Genomic DNA, 15,865 nt, shown 5'->3' with positions numbered 1-15,865 from the left:
AATCCCGCTCGAGTTGCAATTTACTTGAGACTGTTCCAGTTGATCGAGCCTCTGCTTGAAAACGGCGCGGATATCGATGCGCGAACCCGAATTGATGACTGGGTGACGCCAGTGCAACTGGCTCAATCACGCGGCTGAAAGGCAGCGATCAGCATCTTCGGAGGAGCACCTGAATCGTCGTGACGGGTGTATCGCTTCGCGCCTCCGCACCTCGCGAAATCTGCTACGTGCGCACCGGCCTGATCGCGGCATTCGCTCGATTGTGCGAGTGGATTTAATGGGTTGGCGCAGCACCACGGTTCATTGCCAACATATAATGTTCCCGATTTACCAAATAATCCAATTATCTCGATGGCGACCCGTACTATTCCGGTGAAACCCTCCGACACTGAGCCGGCGCTCTGCCCGGAACCCGATTGCGGCCGTTGGCTATTGTTTTGAATCTATTTGGGATTCTCCGCTCTAGTTCGTCTTCGATCTGCGCGAGCGGCTCGTCTCAGGCTTCAAATTGGCCATTCAATGCATTATATATTAAATGTTGACGATAATAAACATTTAATGGATAGTTTTATCGCTGGCGGGGCCGGACATAAATCCGCGGCCGCTGGAAGTTGCCGAGGTGTCTGAAAATTCATCCTAAAGAAGGGATTCTTCCTATGTTGCATCATTTCATCGAGACCAAGGAAGCGTTGAAGCGTCTGCGGACGGACCAGGACGGCGTGGTGTCATTCGAGTACATCATCGTCGCGGTTTGCATCGTAGGCGCAGTGGGTGCTGTGTTCGGCGGCGGAGCCGGTGGGCAGATCGGGGCGGCGCTAACGACCGGGATCACCGCAATCACCACCGCTTTCGCTACCGCGATCGCTGGTTGATACGGCCATTGGCGCCAGAGGGGGGCAATCCAAGCTGCCCCCCCTCCTGCGGGAGTGCTCCCGCTAGTTTGCCTTCCACCTTTTTCGAAACGTGCATTTCATGAGTTGGATTGCTCCCACAGCCTCGATCCTGGAAATCCTGTTGCTGCTCTATGTCGCAACGATGGACGTTGCGACGCGCTTGATCCGAAACGAATTTTGTCTTGCGCTGGCGCTCCTCGGGATCGCCGGTCAATTGCCCAGCCCGATTCAAGTCGCTGTGTCGCTGATCACAGCCGCGATCCTCTTTCTGCTACTTTTTGTCCTGTACGCGCGCGGAGGAATGGGTGGCGGCGATGTCAAGCTGCTGGTTGCCCTGGCGGTTGGTCTCTCGCCGAGCGGCGTGATGCAGTTGCTGACCGTCACCGTGCTGGCCGGCGGCGTTCTTGCCTTGGTGCATCTGATGATGCGTCACCTGCCGTATCCCAGGTTGGCACCCGCCGGATCGTCATTCGCGCGCCGGATCTACGCGATCGAGCGTTGGCGCCATTTGCGACACGCCCCGCTGCCTTACGGAGCCGCTATCGCCTGCGGCGGTATCTGGACCATTTTGAGCAAAGGATCGTGAAATGTCATCCGCGCTGCGTCTGTCGATCATCGTGGTGCTCTTGCTTGCAACCACAGCGTTCGGACTGATCGCCTATAGCATGAACCTGCCGAAGGCGCAGGCTCCGATCCCAGTACAAGTGACGGAGGCGCCCCTCGCGCCGGCGGCGCCGGCGACCGCCGGATACTTTGTCGCGGCACGGCCATTGCCGAGGGGGACGTTGGCCCGCGAAGAGGATTTCGTCGTCCGCTCGGTGCCACCGGAGCGCGTTCCCCAAGGCGCTATCCTTGAAAACCCCGAGTCCAAGGCCGGACTTCCCGGTTCGCTCATCCGCAACTTCGTCGAAGCGGGCAGTCCCGTTACATTGCAGGATATCCTGCGTCCGCGGGATCGGGGTTTCCTCGCCAGTGTCCTGGCGCCAGACAGCCGGGCCATCAGCATCAAGGTTGACGAGGAGGCCGGTGTCTCGGGCCTCATCAGGCCGGGCGATCACGTGGACGTCGTGTTGACCCAGGTCTTCGAGAAAGTTGATACCGCGCGCCGCGCCCTCAGCGAAACTGTTCTGCGTAATGTTCGAGTCATCGCGATCGATCAGGAGATCGTGCAGGGCGCGCGACCCGTCAGCGGAATGGCAGGTAAGCAAGCGCAGACCGTGTCACTGGAGCTTACGCCGGTGCAGGTCAAGAAAGTCACCGTCGCAAAGCAGCTCGGGACGCTCTCCATGGCCGTACGCGCAGCGGTCGATCAGTGGGACAAGGCAGACACCGGCGCGATGTCGAGCTGTGATGTGTCGCCTGAACTGGCCCGCCAGTATGCAATTTCCGCACAAAGAACGGCAGTGGTCGTTCATTCAGGCGGTGAGGTCAAGCAATACACGGTCAGGAAGCAAGAGGAAGACGCTCTCGTCAGCTGCGACGGTGCATCGGAAGCTGTACGCCCGACTGCAACGGCGGCGGGTTACGATAACAGGTTGTCGGAGAAACGGTGATGAACATTGCCATAGCCACCCCGGCTGAAGAATCGACGTCGATCGTCACGCGTAACCGCATCGTCGGCTTCGTCAATGATGAACTCAGCGCCGCGGCGTTGCGCAAGGGGCTCGAGGGCGCCAATCTCTCGATCAGGCGCGGCACGATCCGCAATGCCATACGGATGCTCGAAACCGACACGGATCTGTTCGCGCTGGTGGTAGACATCAGTGGCGTCGATGATCCCTTTACTGAACTGGAAAGGCTGGCCGGCGTCTGTCCACCCGATGTCCGCGTAGCCGTGATCGGCGACAACAGGGAGATCACCTTCTACCGTGAGCTCCTGGAACTCGGCTTGACCGAGTATCTGCCGCGGCCGCTCACGCGCGATCTGGTGCTGGACAAGCTGCGCCCCAAGCTTCTCGGCGACGTCGCAGCCAACCAGATCGATCGTGGCGGGCACGTGGTCTCGATCTGCGGGGCGCAGGGCGGCGCCGGCGCCACGAGCATCGCGATCAATCTGGCGCTGCAACTCGCCGAGACAACCAAGGCCAAGGTGGCCCTGCTTGATCTTCATCTGCAGGGCGGCGAAGCCGCCGTGATGCTGGGTGTTCGTCCCGGGCCGGGACTGCGTATCGCTCTGGAAAATCCGATGCGGGCGGACACACTCTTCCTCGAGCGCGCGGCAATCGAAGTCAACGAAAGGGTTTGCCTGGTCTCGGCCGACGAGGACCTCGATGCGCAGCTCGAAATTACGGAAGCTGGCGTGCGACACGTGCTGGGTCTGCTGCGTCAACGGTTCAATTACATCGTCGTCGATGTACCCGTCCCGTTTCCGCCGTCGATCTATCCCGTGATTGCGCTTTCCCGTCATGTGATGGTGCTGCTCGAATCCGAGGTGACCGGACTTCGCAATGCCCATGCGCTACGCACCGCCGTGATCAACATCGCGGGCAAGGACCGGGTCTTTACCTTGCTCAACCGGGCCGGTCGTCCCGGGGGCCTTCCGAGGGCGGCGGTTGTCAAGGCGTTGGGTGCAGAGCCCGACATCGTCGTTCCCGATCTCGGCAAGGGCATGACTGAGGCGCTCAATCTCGGAATTCCAGCTCTGAAGCACGTCAGGAAATTGCGGCGTCACCTGGCACCGATCGTACGGGAGATCAGCGGTGTCGCTGCCGAGCGGGTTAGCTGGTGGAGGAGGGTGCTCACAGCACATCTGCGATGAAGAAGTTTGGTAGGCGCGAAGACGACGCACCAGCTCACGTATTGGCGGCAGGCGTCCCTGCATCTGCGATAGGCTTGCCGTTGCCGTCGGCCGGCGCGACTGCAGCCGCACCGAACGTGCCGTCACCTGCGCCAAGGCGCGACGAGCCTGCGATCCACCAACCCATCATTCCACCTTCGCTGCGTGAACGGGTGATTGAGCAGATCGAACCCGCGGTGGCCGCAACCGTCTCGCGGGAGGTTCTCCGGCGGCAGATTGAAGAGATCATCCATCACATTGCCAACCAGGAACGGCTCGAGCTGTCGGGCCGCGAGCAGCTGCAGCTCGCGGACGAAATTGCCGACGACATGACGGGCTACGGGCCGCTCCGTCCGCTGCTGCTGGACCAGTCGATCAGCGATATCATGGTGAACGGCCCAAGCAATATCTACGTGGAGCGAAGCGGCAGGCTGGAGCGAGTTGCGGTGCGTTTCCGCGACAATGATCACATCGCCTCCGTCGCTCAGAAGATTGCCGCGCAGGTCGGTCGGCGCGTCGACGAATCCAGTCCGATGGTGGATTGTCGCCTACTGGATGGCAGCCGGGTCAACATCATCCTCCCGCCGCTGGCGATCCATAGTCCGTGCATTTCCATCCGGAAATTTCCAAGCCGTCGTTTGGACATCGCCGGGTTGATCGAAAACGGCTCGATGACCCCGGCCATCGGACAATTGCTGGAGATCGCGGCCCGCTCGCGGCTCAATGTTCTGGTCTCCGGCGGCACCGGGTCCGGCAAGACGACGCTCCTGAACGCGATGAGTCAGTTCATCGATCACACCGAACGTATCGTCACGATCGAGGACGCGGCGGAGCTGCAGCTTCAGCAGCCGCACGTGATCAGCCTGGAGACCCGGCCTCCCAGCCTCGAGGGCACAGGGCAGGTGACACAACGCGATCTGCTGGTGAATGCCCTGCGCATGCGTCCCGACCGGATCGTCGTTGGCGAGGTGCGCAGTTCCGAAGCATTCGACATGCTGCAGGCGATGAACACCGGCCATGATGGTTCGATCTCCACGGTACACGCGAATAGCACCCGGGATGCCCTGACCCGCATCGAAAACATGGTGCAGATGGGACAGGTCAATCTACCGTCGCGCGCCATTCGAAGTCAGATCGTCGCTGCGCTGGATCTCATTGTGCAGGTCGAACGCATGCGGGACGGACAACGCCGCATCGTTCAGATCAGCGAGGTGATCGGCCTTGAAGGGGAGGTGATCACCACCAATGACATCGCAGCCTTCGAGTATCAGGAGGAGGATGTGAACGGGCGGATATCGGGCAGCTATAAGTCCAACCTTGCAACTCCGAAGTTCAAGAGCCGTCTTGTCTATTTCGGGCTAGATGGTGCTTGGGCCGAGGCCATGAGGCAAATATGACGCTGGAGTCCGTGATCGTCACTGTTCTGGCGCTCGCGATGTGCGCAGCAGCCGTTTCGTTGTGGCTCGACGCTCGGGAAAGACGCATCAATCGTCGGTTGGCGGTTGCTCTGCCAACGTCGCATCCGGCCAACCTGCCATCCATTCGTCGCTTGGAGAGCGGGTCTCAGGATCAGTTTCTCAATCGGCTGACCAACTACAATCCCGATATACCTTACGTGATGCATCCGGCCTATGTGCTGCTCGCCGGTGCATTCGGAGCAGCCGCGATCCTTTATGCGAACAGCCAGCTCGGATATTCCATTGTCTACGCGTCCATTGTCGCGGCAATCGCGGCCCTCATTGTGATACGAGGCCTGTTCGGATGGCAGCAACGTCGCTTCGCTCTTCAGCTTTTTCGACAGCTGCCTGATGCGATCCAGCTGGTGACAAGTACCGTGCGATCGGGTCTGCCTGTGCACGAGGCATTTCGTGCCCTCGCGCGGGATATGCCGCAGCCAACGGCCGGGCAGTTTGCCATCGTATGCAGCGAAGTGAATCTGGGAAGACCTGCAGAGGAAGCTGTCCAAGCCGTCTATCGGCGAACGCAGGTGGCAGAGTATGCGATCTTTGCGGTGACACTGGCCGTCCAGTTGAAGTCCGGTGGCAGCCTGGCCGAGACCTTGCAGAACCTGGGAGACACTGTCAGGCAACGTGTTGCGCTGGCCGCTCGCGCCAAGGCGCTGGCAGGAGAGGTGATCTTTTCCTCACGAGCGCTGACAATCTCGCCCTTGATCGCAGGTGGGGTCCTATACGCAGCAAATCCGCAAACGGTTGATCTGTTGTTCACCGATCCGGTTGGAAACAAGCTGCTGGCTTACGCAGTCATTTCGGTGCTTGTCGGAGCCCTGGTGATAAGTTGGATGGTCAGAAGGGAAACAGAACTATGACTTCTGGTCTCAGTCTGGTGGCCCTGGCAGTCGTGGCTGCGACTGCGTCCTGCATGTTGATCATCCGCGAAATACACATTCGTACATTGGACGCCCGGGTATCAAACGCCGTGATGGGCGTTGCTGGCCGGTCTGCGCCCTTCCAGGATGTGACCGGCTGGTTTTCGTCACTCGGCATGCGCTACCGTCGCTTCTATGCCGAGGAAAATCTGGATCAGCTACGAACCATCCTTCAATCGTCAGGTTTCAACCATCATCGAGCCTTGCCGACCTGGATCGGTGTCAAAGCCGTCAGCATGGCGCTATGCCCGATCATCGCCGGGGGTGCCGCTCAGCTTCTCGGGAAACCGCTGCTTGATGTGCTGGTCTTCACACTTATTGGCGTGGCGATCGGGATTCTAGCGCCGCGATTGATACTGGCGGTGCTGAAGCGGCGGTTTGATGCCGCCATTCGACTGGGCACGCCGGACATGATCGATTTGCTGGTTGTGTGCAGCGAATCGGGAATGGGACTGGAAAGCGGGCTGGCACGCGTCGCGCAAGAAATGCAAGAGACCAATCCCGCTATAGCCAGGGTCATGAGCGGCCTTCTTGATGATCTCCGGATCCTGCCAAGCCGCAGCGACGCATTCGAGAAACTGGGAGCTACATCGGATGGGCTTCGCCGATTCGGAATAATGGTCGGCCAAAGCCTGCAATACGGAACGCCGGTGGGGCAGGCTCTGCGGAGTATCGCCGTCGACCTCCGGCGCGAACGTATTACCAAGCTTGAGGAAAGGGCACACAAGCTGGGCGCCAAGCTGACCATTCCGATGGTTTTGTTCCTGCTTCCAGCCATGTTCGTCATTTTGGGAGGAAGTCCCATTCTGCACCTCGTGCGTTCGTTCGCCAGCTTCGGTAAGTAGCCATGAGCACGATTGCCCTTTCAAAAACGTCCTCTTACGACCGGACAATGCAGCTGTTCGGCGGCATGTGGTTCATGTTGCTGGCGCTCGGCGTCGCCATCAGGATCGGATCATCGACCCATGATCCTTGGCCGTCGCTCCTGTCGAGTGTTTGCCTCGCTGTCTTCTACGTGCTCCTGGCGCTGTTGGTCATCACGCGGCCCCCGGCGAAGGCGCAAGCGAGCGGCCGTCTCCCAAGGATAGCGGCGTTCGTCGGCACCTATATGCCGTGGACGATCGCCTTCTTCGGCGAAACCGACAAGGCGTTACCAAACCTGGCGTCCACCGCGTGCGTGTTGATCGGCATGATCATGATGCTGGTCACCATCCGACATCTTGGCAGGTCGTTCAGTCTGGTCCCACAGGCGCGCAACGTGGTGCAGACGGGTCCGTATCGATGGATCAAGCACCCGCTCTATCTTGCGGAAGAAATCGCCGTGTTGGGTGTGGTGCTGAGAAGCCCGACGCCGCTGACAGCGGCATTGCTGGTCTTGCATATCGGCGTTCAGGTTTGCCGGATTTATTACGAAGAGGAGCTGCTTCGTCGCAATTGCCCGGAATATTCCGCTTACGAAGCATCGCGCTGGAGAGTGATCCCTTACGTTTGGTGAGTGCTGTTCCGGTCGACGACCGGAAGAGTGAGTATCGGTCGAGGTCAACCCATGAGCCACAAGAAGTCGTTCATCGTGGATCAGCGCGGCGCCGTCGCGTTTGAGACATTGATCGTTTACCCGGTCTTGGTGGCGTTCTTGCTCATGCCGCTCGCCGACCTGGCTGCCGCGGGCTTCCAGTTCATCTCCGCATGGAGCGCATTGCGCTCCTTCGGGCAGTATGTGCAGTACGCTAATCCGCTCGCCCCTGACGGCACGGTGAGCTGGAAAACAGGGCTACAGACGACAGTCGCTGGTCATGCGATCAGCAACCTTCAGGTTTTGTGCGGCGACTCAGGAGCCAGCTGTTCGCCAGGCAATCTAGCTTCTCCCAAGTACATTACATTCTCGACAACCATCACTTTGGCTCCAATTGTGTGGAGAGGGGTGCTGTGTCCCACCACTTGTACCTACACGCTGCCTTATTCAGAACGCTTCCAGTAGGGGGCTTCCATGCGTAGTCTGCTCCGTTCCCAACGAGGCTCTGTCGCATTCGCAACGGTCATCGCTCTGGTGCCGCTCATCGGAGTAGTCGCACTCGGGGCCGAGGCGGGATCGTGGTACGTTACCCGCCAGCACGCGCAGAACGCCGCCGACTCGGCCGCCTATTCGGGCGCATTGCGGCTTTCATGTACGATGGCGGGTGCGGCCTGCGAAACGCAGACAGTGGATTATCGCGGCAAGGAATTCGCGGCACAGAATGGGTTTTGCAATTCCAGCCCGAATGACAGCACGCCCTATCCTGGCACCACGTGTGCGCCTAGTCTTCCGAGCAGAGTCTCGCGGGCCGTGCAGATCGATATCGGCAACTACAGTGCGGGCACGTTCACAACGCCCCCTGCAGGCACCGGCAACGCCGTTCGCGCCAGGGTCAGCCAGCAACAACCGGCGTACTTGGCGGCAGTGCTGGGTTTGACCAACGTCAACATCCCCGCCCAAGCCATTGCAGTGGTCCAGCAGCCGACCAAGGCCTGCGTCCTGGCGCTTGGACCTGATTTAGGCGCACTCAAGCTTGCTGGTAACCTCAGCAACAACGGAACTGGCTGCGCTCTGATGTCGGATACCAGTGTTCAACTTGCCAGCACCCCGACGTTCACCGGCTCGGGATGGGCCGTTTATGGTGTAAGTGGCTGCACCCCCTCCGGGAGCTGCAGCAATGTTAGCGTGCCGCACAACTATTTCATGACGTACGCTAGCAATCCGCTCAGCAAACTGGACACCGCATCGTTCAACAGCAGGACGGGCAATACAAATATGCCATGCACCCTTCAGGCGGATGGGTGGAAGCATTGCGCGCCGAATAGCGCCGGGACTGGAGCTTACGGCAGTTTCACGGTGCAGAACGGCGACAAGTACGTTTTGGACCCGGGAACATATGTCTTCTACAAAGCAAACATAAAGATGACCGGCGGACAACTGAAAGGTACAGGCGTAACCCTCGTCTTGCTCGGAGATTCGCAGCTTACCATCAACGGGGGTACGGCTGATCTCTCCGCACCCACCACTAACACGTTCTCTTCTGATCTAAATGGCGTCCTGATTGATGATCAGGCTCCGAGCAAGACCAGCAACAAGGTCACCATAAACGGTGGCGGTCTGGTTAGCCTGGGCGGGGCAATCTACTTTCCCAAGGTCGACGTTAGCTGGGCCGGTACCACTGCCAGCTCTAATACGACCTGTTCGCAAGTGATCGCCAAAACGATCGACATGAGCGGTGGCGGCTACCTCAGCACAGAAGGCTGTGCGCCGGCCAGCATCGTTTACACCCAAGTTGTCGCTTTGGTGCAATGATGAGAAAGCTCGACAATCGCGGTATGGCGCCGTTTGAATTCATCATGGTGTCCGTGGCGTTTTTCACATTGATATTCGCCATCTTCGATCTTGGGCGCTATGCCATCACGATGCAATCCTTGCGGACGCTCGCGAGTGCTGGCGCCCGAGCGGTCATGATTACCTGCTATACGCCTGCCTTGCTTCAAAGCCCGCCGCAGTCGCCGGCCGGCTGCACCGGGGATCCCCTGTCCACCGCCGCCAAGCAGAACGCGGCCCCCTTCCTGTTTTTTGGAGGTCTCACGCCAACGCTGACCGTGGGGGCCAACAGCAACAGCTTGAGTGTCACAGCTTCCCAGGCAAACTTTGCGATGCTGATGCCCATATGGGGCACGGCGCTCAATGCGCCGAGCGCCTCCAACCAGATTCCCTTCTAGCACAGATATGGCAGCACGCCTGACATTTTTCGCTCGACAGTTCGTCGTGGCCGCACTCGGGCCAAACGCGCGGGTGCGGAATTACTCGGCCAGGCGAATCGCCAAGCATGCCACCGACTGTCGTTCGAGCGTAAAGCCACGACTGGAGCGCGCGCCAAGAGCGGTTGTGCCGCGGGATAGTTCCCCACAACCCGTGAGAATGATGCGCGCTGGCAACATCGAAGGGATTTCTTTCTGCTTGCGGCGTTGCGGTAAGTATCTCGTCTTGCAAGCTGCCTGCATGAGGGAGGATGATCTTGGAAACACGAAGTAACGAATTGTAGTGGGACAGATTGTAAGCTCTGCGACGTGGTGCGCAGAGGGGACATGTTGAGGACGTCGAGCACGTAGATTTGCGGGGATCTCCGTGGATCGCAGTGGGGGGACTGGGGATGAGTGGCGATCGCGTTTCGGGTAACAGGGTCGGGAGGCTTCTCGCCTTCGGCGTGGTGGGTCTGGGCGCGGCGCTCGCCTCCTCTGGGTTCACCGACCGCGCGGCGGCTGCAGACCGGCGGGGCTCCTCCGGCGGCGTCATCGTCAGCGAGATGAATGACGTCCAGCGGGTCAAGCTCGTCGTCAACAAGTCACGCACCTTCAAGGTCGACACGGCCTTTGCGACGATCGTGGCGGGCTCGTCTGACATCGTCGACGTGAAGTCACTGAGCGATCATCTCATCTACGTGCAGGGCAAGCAGACCGGCACCACCAACGTCATCCTGTTCGACAGCTCGATGAAGCAGATCGGGATCCTCGACGTCGAGGTCGTGATCGATACCGGCAATCTGCAGCAGAACATCAGGACCAGCACCGGCGGGCAAGGTATCCGCGTGTCGGCTTCCGAGGGCCAGGTGGTGCTCAGCGGAACCGCCGCCGACGCAGTTACGGCCGAGCGGGCCATGGCGATCGCCACCAGCACGGTCGCGAAAGGGGGCGTCGTCGTCAACGCGATGAGCGTCGCGGCGCCGCAACAGGTGATGCTCGAGGTGCGGTTCCTGGAGGTCGGTCGCGACGCCGGCCGCGATTTAGGAGTTAATCTTTTTGGTGCCAACGCTAGCGGATCACGAGGATTCAATACGGGCCTTGGCGCCGGCGGTTCGGCTGGTGCGGTAACCTCAGCCGGGCGTATCGCAGCGGACAGCACCGGAACCCCTTTGAAAGATCCTGTGACCGGCGGCCACGTGTCCACTCCGGGTGGCCTTCCGCTAATAGGAACTGCGGGTACTCTGGCTGGAGGCGCCTTGCCTTTTGGCAGCCTGTTGACAAGCGTTTTGAAGTTCAACAATGGCAGCACGTTGGACGTCCTGATAACTGCACTTGAGACCAAAGGCGTCCTTCGCAGGTTAGCGGAGCCAAACCTGATGGCGTTGTCAGGCGATGCGGCGCGCTTCCTGGCCGGCGGTGAATTTCCAGTGCCGGTAGCTTCCACGGCGACTGCGGGCGCGCTTCCCACGGTTACGATCGAATTCAAGAAGTTCGGTGTTGAGCTCGCTTTTGTGCCGACGGTTCTTTCGCGAGGCGTGATCAACCTTCGCGTCGAGCCTTCGGTCAGCGAACTTGATTTCGCTAACGCGGTAACCATTGCTGGCACGACTATTCCGGCGCTGAGCCGTCGCGACGCGAGGACTACGGTCGAGTTGCGCGACGGCCAGAGCTTTGCCATCGCTGGCTTGCTCCAGACCCGCAATCGCCAGGACGTTTCGCAATTGCCCTGGATCGGCTCAGTGCCCGTCCTCGGGACGCTGTTCAGCAGCAAGTCCTACCAGCAGCAGGAAACCGACCTAGTGATCATCGTGACCCCGCGCCTAGTCGCGCCGGCGGCACCCGGTCAGCAACTGGCATCGCCACTCGACTCCCGCCTTCCGGCCAATGACGTTGATTTCTTCCTCAATGGCCAAATGGAAGTCCGCAAGCGTTACAATGACTACGTCAATTCCGGAGGCGACGTCAAAGGCCCCTATGGTCACATCATCGCTCCTGAGGTCACTGCGACCATTCCGGCGCCCGCCGCTGCGAACCAGCCGGTCGTGAAAACGCTCAACTGAGAAGGAAGCGGGAGATGACCATCAGGTATCTGGCTCTATGTGCACCGCTGCTCCTCGGGGGATGCTACGGCGTGGCCGGTCATGACGAGGTGGATCGCTATTTCCAGCGTTCCGACACCATCACGATGAGTGCCGGCAATGCCAAGGAGGTCAACGCCGTAACCCACACCATCCATCCGTGGCCGCGCAACGTCGGCGATCGCAGGATCGCATACGACGCTCGCCGCGTGGGTGCTGCCGTAACGCGCTATGGCAACACGAAACAGCCAGTGGATCAGCTTCCCGACATTGGCGATGCGACGAAACAGATGGGCGTACGGACTGCCCCAACCCAGAACGTCAACATAGAAGGATTGGGGGCAGGATCGACTGCTGGAGTATCAGTGCCGGTTGGTGGCGCGGCGAATAGGTAGCTGGTTTTGGCAAGTAAAATTAGCGGTGATTCTTTTACGAACGGTGCAGTGAGTCTGCTGGGCCGCGCGGGGGACTAGGGTTTATGCGGCGTATCATCTTCATGCTGACCTGCTGCTGGTTGGGGATCGGCCTTGCGGGGTGCGATCAGACGCTGAGGGAGGCTGCCGTCGTGGCTCCCGTCGAGCCGCCTGGCGGGGATCCCGTGCAGGAGCCAACGGACGTCAAATATTATCCATCGGACGAGCCCGTTCGCTTGGGGCTGGAGCATTTCAACCGGGGCAGTTACGGAATCGCTAATCGCTATTTCAGGGATGCTGTCGAGAAATCGCCGAAGGACGTGACGGCTTGGATTGGACTCGCCGCGAGCTATGATCGGATACGTCGCTTCGACCTGGCCGATCAGGCCTATGCCCAAGCGATCCGGCTGGGAGGCGAAACCGTTCAGATCCTGAATGACCAGGGCTATTCGTACATGCTGCGCGGCAATCTGAGTGGGGCGCGACGGAAGTTCGAGAAGGCTTATTCGCTCGATCCGGGTAATCCGGTCATCGCCAATAACCTCGAGCTTCTCAATGGCAGCCGGCGGTTCATTGAAAGACCACCAAACAACCAGCCATAAGCATCGACCGACTACTGCCGTCACGGCCAGTTCTCGTCAATTTGGCCCAATCACAGCATCAGCGTGACGGCTGCCGCTGCGGATGACGACAACAACGCCATTGCGAATGGTAAATCGCGCGCCGAGCAGTTTCCGCACCTTCTCCGTGATCGGAGAAGGAAAGGGAACGGTTTCTCCCGCGACGGGATCGCCGACCTTTATCGTCTCAGTCGCGGGGCCTGCAACTGGTGCAGGCTTGATATAGTCCCGGATAAGCTGAATCTCTTCACGTGACAGGATGAGCGGAGCCTGGTCAGGATGGGTCTCCGACGGCGGCTTGGGTGTTCCACTGCTTGCCTTTTCACGTATCTCATTGGTGCTTGCGATCTGATCGAGCCTGGCTACGCGTAGCTTGAGCGCGATGATGTCACGTTGCAGTGTTGCGATCTCCAATTTGCGCGCGTTGAGCTGCATGAAGACAATGACCGCGCAAACGCAGCTCACGACGAAGCCAACGCTCAGCAGTGCGATCAACCACCGCTCGAAGTTTCCCATCGACCCTCCGGCCGTCCGGGGGAGCTGATCACGCCGGAGATGGCGCCGCCAGATGCGACGTCCTCGGTCGATCCAATTGGTAGAGCCCGTTACGCCGGTCGCCGTCTGGCCCGACCCAAAATGCGCGGGCGACGAGGCGGCTTCCTCGCGGGCCGGATCAACGAACGACGCCGTGTCCACTTGCTCAAGCTCTGGATTCTCGGGGACGCGATCCCCCGTCGTCAGATGAGCGGCAGGGGGGAAGGGATCCATCTGCTTATCGAGTCGGCCCATCTCCGCTCTCCATGCCGCCATCTATCAACTTCAGCAGTTCCGCCGACGCGGCTAGAATAGGGTAGCCGAGGATTCGATCAATCGAAACGGAAAAGGCTCTAAGCAGCCGCTCTAGGAGTAGCGTCGAATCCCTAGGGACCGACGTGATGAATTCGATCGAGGAACGCGGCGAGACTCCGCGCAGTATCCGGCCCATGAGCAAGGATCGGCCCGAGATGGTCGCCTGGCACGCTCAGGAAAGTTAGGCCATTCTCGCCCGCAAATTCGGATGCCGGCCCATGGCATGCATCGCTCTCACCGCTCCAGATTGCGATTGGCACTTTCAGGCTCAGGACGGATTCGCGTGCGCCTTCAAGCTGGCCGAGCGCGTTGAAGCAGGCGGTGAGCCCAGGCTCGCAATCGGGGGTGACCCAATCGATCAGGTGCGGCATCGATCGTCGGACAAATTTCATGAACGCATCGTAAGTGAGGGGACCTTTGGAGGTTTTGGGCAAGCCCGCGACAAGATCCCATCCTCCGATTGCCAGCGAGCTCAACCGATGCGGTTGAAACTTCGCCACGCCGACCCCGAGCCATCCTCCCATCGAATGTCCGATGTAATTGGTGCGCTCGACCCCGACGTCGTCGAGGACCGCGGCAACGTCGGCGGCCCGCTGCTCCTGATCGTATAGCTCCTGGTGCGCGGGTTTGTCGCTCAGGCCGTGTCCCAGCGAATCGATGCACAAAACACGGTAGCGTTGAGCAAGGGCGGACACGATACCCGCCCGCCGCCAGCTTCCGGCGTCCAGCAGGAGCCCGTGCTGCAACACCACGACGTTTCCGACGCCGTCATCGGTATAGTGAATTCGCTGGCCCCTGCTCGCGACAAACGGCATCCGCGGTACCTTCTGCGTCAGGCCTTGCCTTCTGTGGATTCGATGACGTCTGCGCTGAGCGATCCTGGAAATGCAATGACGACCAGCACGCATAGTCCGACGAGTTCGCAAAGCGCGCTGATCCATGCCAAGCTGATCACGTCGCCGCTCAGCAGCATCGCTGCTCCGGCCACGGCTCCGCCCGCGAATCCGAGGTACATTGACGAGGCATTGAGCGACAGTACCAGCGCTCCGCTGGCGGGCGGCACGAGCTGCAGCAACCGGACTTGCTGTGCTGCATAGAACATCCAGGCGATGCCCGCGCAAATCATCATCAGGGCGGGCAAGGCCACCGCGCACACCGGCCCTTGCAGGCCCATCGTACCCAGCAACGCCATCGTGATGTAGAGGAAGGCCATGGCGGCTATCGCCGCCGCCCGGACACGTCGGGCACCCCAGCGGTCGGTGGCCGCGCCCCCGAGGTAAGCGCCGATCGAAGATGCGAGGCCTATGCCAAAAAGCACGAGGCCCAACTGCGCGCCCACAATCTCCGCGACCTGCTTCAGGTAGACAGCAATGAAAGTATAGAGTGCGTTGATTCCCATCGCCCAGAACAACGTCGTGAGCAGGCTCGCCGAAATCTCCGGACGTCTGGCTGCCCCGATCCTTTCTCCGAGCGTTCCAGCGGGCTCGAAGGTCAGCTCCGGCAATCGCGACAGGAGCACCAGGCTGGCCGCTCCCGACAGAACAGCAACCAGGACGAAGGAGAAACGCCATCCGGCCATCTCTCCGATCAAGGCGCCGAGCGGCACTCCGACCATGAGCGCGATGGCGCCTCCGCAATTGACCAATGCGAGCGCGCGTCCCCGCATTTCCGGCGCCACCAATCGACCGGCGGCATTCAAGGCAGCCGGCATGAAGACGCCCGCGGATGCGGCCAGTACCACGCGGGCCAGCATCAACGTGCCGTAGGTCGGCGCGACAGCGGCCAACACATTGCCAAGCGCGAACAGCAGCATGGCCAGACCGATCAATCGTCGCTGTCTAACCCCGGCGAGCGCAACCGCGAGGACGGGCGAGCCGATCGCATAGACGAGCGAGAACGCCGTGACGAGATAGCCCGCTACGGCTTCCGTCACCTTCAATTCCGACGCGATGCCGGGAAGTACGCCCGCAATCATCAGCCCCTCGGTACCAATCGCAAAGATGCCGATCGCCAGGCAGACCAGAATCGGCTTGATTCCAGCCATCGAATTCGACGTGGTATGCACGGCATCCTCCAAGCGATCTCGCT

The 15,865-nt window shown here is 60.2% G+C and carries 17 protein-coding genes; 14 read left to right on the top strand and 3 right to left on the bottom strand.

What is annotated here, in order from left to right:
* Positions 1 to 656 precede the first annotated feature (656 nt).
* The 14 genes from RAD04_RS35740 to RAD04_RS35675 all read left to right on the top strand — a co-directional run bounded on the left by RAD04_RS35740 (position 657) and on the right by RAD04_RS35675 (position 12,910).
* The gene (locus RAD04_RS35740) at positions 657 to 872 is read left to right on the top strand and encodes a hypothetical protein (protein WP_018318137.1); all 216 of its coding nucleotides are present in this window, start codon (positions 657 to 659) and stop codon (positions 870 to 872) included.
* A gap of 100 nt (positions 873 to 972) precedes the next feature.
* A complete protein-coding gene (locus RAD04_RS35735) occupies positions 973 to 1,479 on the top strand; it encodes an A24 family peptidase (RefSeq protein WP_461627532.1) in 507 nt (168 codons plus the stop codon).
* A 1-nt stretch (position 1,480) separates the two neighbouring features.
* Entirely contained in the window at positions 1,481 to 2,446 is a 966-nt protein-coding gene (gene cpaB, locus RAD04_RS35730; protein WP_461627531.1) for a Flp pilus assembly protein CpaB, read from the top strand.
* On the top strand, positions 2,446 to 3,651 hold the full coding sequence (locus RAD04_RS35725; RefSeq protein ID WP_461627530.1) for an AAA family ATPase: 1,206 nt from the start codon (positions 2,446 to 2,448) through the stop codon (positions 3,649 to 3,651). The genes cpaB and RAD04_RS35725 overlap by 1 nt, the downstream gene beginning before the upstream one ends.
* The gene (locus RAD04_RS35720; protein ID WP_091962875.1) at positions 3,648 to 5,066 is read left to right on the top strand and encodes a CpaF family protein; all 1,419 of its coding nucleotides are present in this window, start codon (positions 3,648 to 3,650) and stop codon (positions 5,064 to 5,066) included. The genes RAD04_RS35725 and RAD04_RS35720 overlap by 4 nt, the downstream gene beginning before the upstream one ends.
* The gene (locus RAD04_RS35715) at positions 5,063 to 5,995 is read left to right on the top strand and encodes a type II secretion system F family protein (protein WP_461627529.1); all 933 of its coding nucleotides are present in this window, start codon (positions 5,063 to 5,065) and stop codon (positions 5,993 to 5,995) included. The genes RAD04_RS35720 and RAD04_RS35715 overlap by 4 nt, the downstream gene beginning before the upstream one ends.
* Positions 5,992 to 6,900: a type II secretion system F family protein gene (locus RAD04_RS35710; protein ID WP_038973518.1), complete on the top strand. Its 909-nt coding sequence runs from the start codon at positions 5,992 to 5,994 to the stop codon at positions 6,898 to 6,900. The genes RAD04_RS35715 and RAD04_RS35710 overlap by 4 nt, the downstream gene beginning before the upstream one ends.
* 2 nt (positions 6,901 to 6,902) lie before the next feature.
* Positions 6,903 to 7,550 (top strand): methyltransferase family protein, encoded by a 648-nt coding sequence (locus RAD04_RS35705; protein ID WP_461627528.1) that lies wholly within the window; start codon positions 6,903 to 6,905, stop codon positions 7,548 to 7,550.
* A gap of 51 nt (positions 7,551 to 7,601) precedes the next feature.
* Positions 7,602 to 8,033, top strand: a complete 432-nt coding sequence (locus RAD04_RS35700) for a hypothetical protein (protein WP_461627527.1) — start codon at positions 7,602 to 7,604, stop codon at positions 8,031 to 8,033.
* A 9-nt stretch (positions 8,034 to 8,042) separates the two neighbouring features.
* On the top strand, positions 8,043 to 9,380 hold the full coding sequence (locus RAD04_RS35695) for a TadG family pilus assembly protein (RefSeq protein ID WP_461627526.1): 1,338 nt from the start codon (positions 8,043 to 8,045) through the stop codon (positions 9,378 to 9,380).
* Positions 9,377 to 9,796, top strand: a complete 420-nt coding sequence (locus RAD04_RS35690; protein ID WP_104464004.1) for a TadE family protein — start codon at positions 9,377 to 9,379, stop codon at positions 9,794 to 9,796. Before RAD04_RS35695 ends, RAD04_RS35690 begins: the two co-directional genes overlap by 4 nt.
* Before the next feature lie 431 nt (positions 9,797 to 10,227).
* Positions 10,228 to 11,877: a type II and III secretion system protein family protein gene (locus RAD04_RS35685; protein ID WP_461627525.1), complete on the top strand. Its 1,650-nt coding sequence runs from the start codon at positions 10,228 to 10,230 to the stop codon at positions 11,875 to 11,877.
* Between the two features lie 14 nt (positions 11,878 to 11,891).
* Positions 11,892 to 12,290 carry a hypothetical protein gene (locus tag RAD04_RS35680; protein ID WP_104464006.1) on the top strand — a complete coding sequence of 133 codons (399 nt, stop codon included), beginning with the start codon at positions 11,892 to 11,894 and terminating at the stop codon, positions 12,288 to 12,290.
* An 83-nt stretch (positions 12,291 to 12,373) separates the two neighbouring features.
* The gene (locus tag RAD04_RS35675) at positions 12,374 to 12,910 is read left to right on the top strand and encodes a tetratricopeptide repeat protein (protein WP_461627524.1); all 537 of its coding nucleotides are present in this window, start codon (positions 12,374 to 12,376) and stop codon (positions 12,908 to 12,910) included.
* A gap of 36 nt (positions 12,911 to 12,946) precedes the next feature.
* On the opposite strand, the gene RAD04_RS35670 is transcribed toward RAD04_RS35675, so the two are convergent.
* The 3 genes from RAD04_RS35670 to RAD04_RS35660 form a co-directional block, all read right to left on the bottom strand.
* Positions 12,947 to 13,717: a hypothetical protein gene (locus RAD04_RS35670; protein ID WP_461627523.1), complete on the bottom strand. Its 771-nt coding sequence runs from the start codon at positions 13,715 to 13,717 to the stop codon at positions 12,947 to 12,949.
* 131 nt (positions 13,718 to 13,848) lie between these two features.
* Positions 13,849 to 14,592: an alpha/beta fold hydrolase gene (locus RAD04_RS35665; protein WP_461627522.1), complete on the bottom strand. Its 744-nt coding sequence runs from the start codon at positions 14,590 to 14,592 to the stop codon at positions 13,849 to 13,851.
* Between the two features lie 17 nt (positions 14,593 to 14,609).
* On the bottom strand, positions 14,610 to 15,854 hold the full coding sequence (locus RAD04_RS35660; protein ID WP_461627521.1) for an MFS transporter: 1,245 nt from the start codon (positions 15,852 to 15,854) through the stop codon (positions 14,610 to 14,612).
* Positions 15,855 to 15,865: the final 11 nt, after the last annotated feature.

Source organism: Bradyrhizobium sp. 25ACV (assembly GCF_054863005.1).
This window is presented reverse-complemented; position numbering and strand designations above follow the sequence as displayed.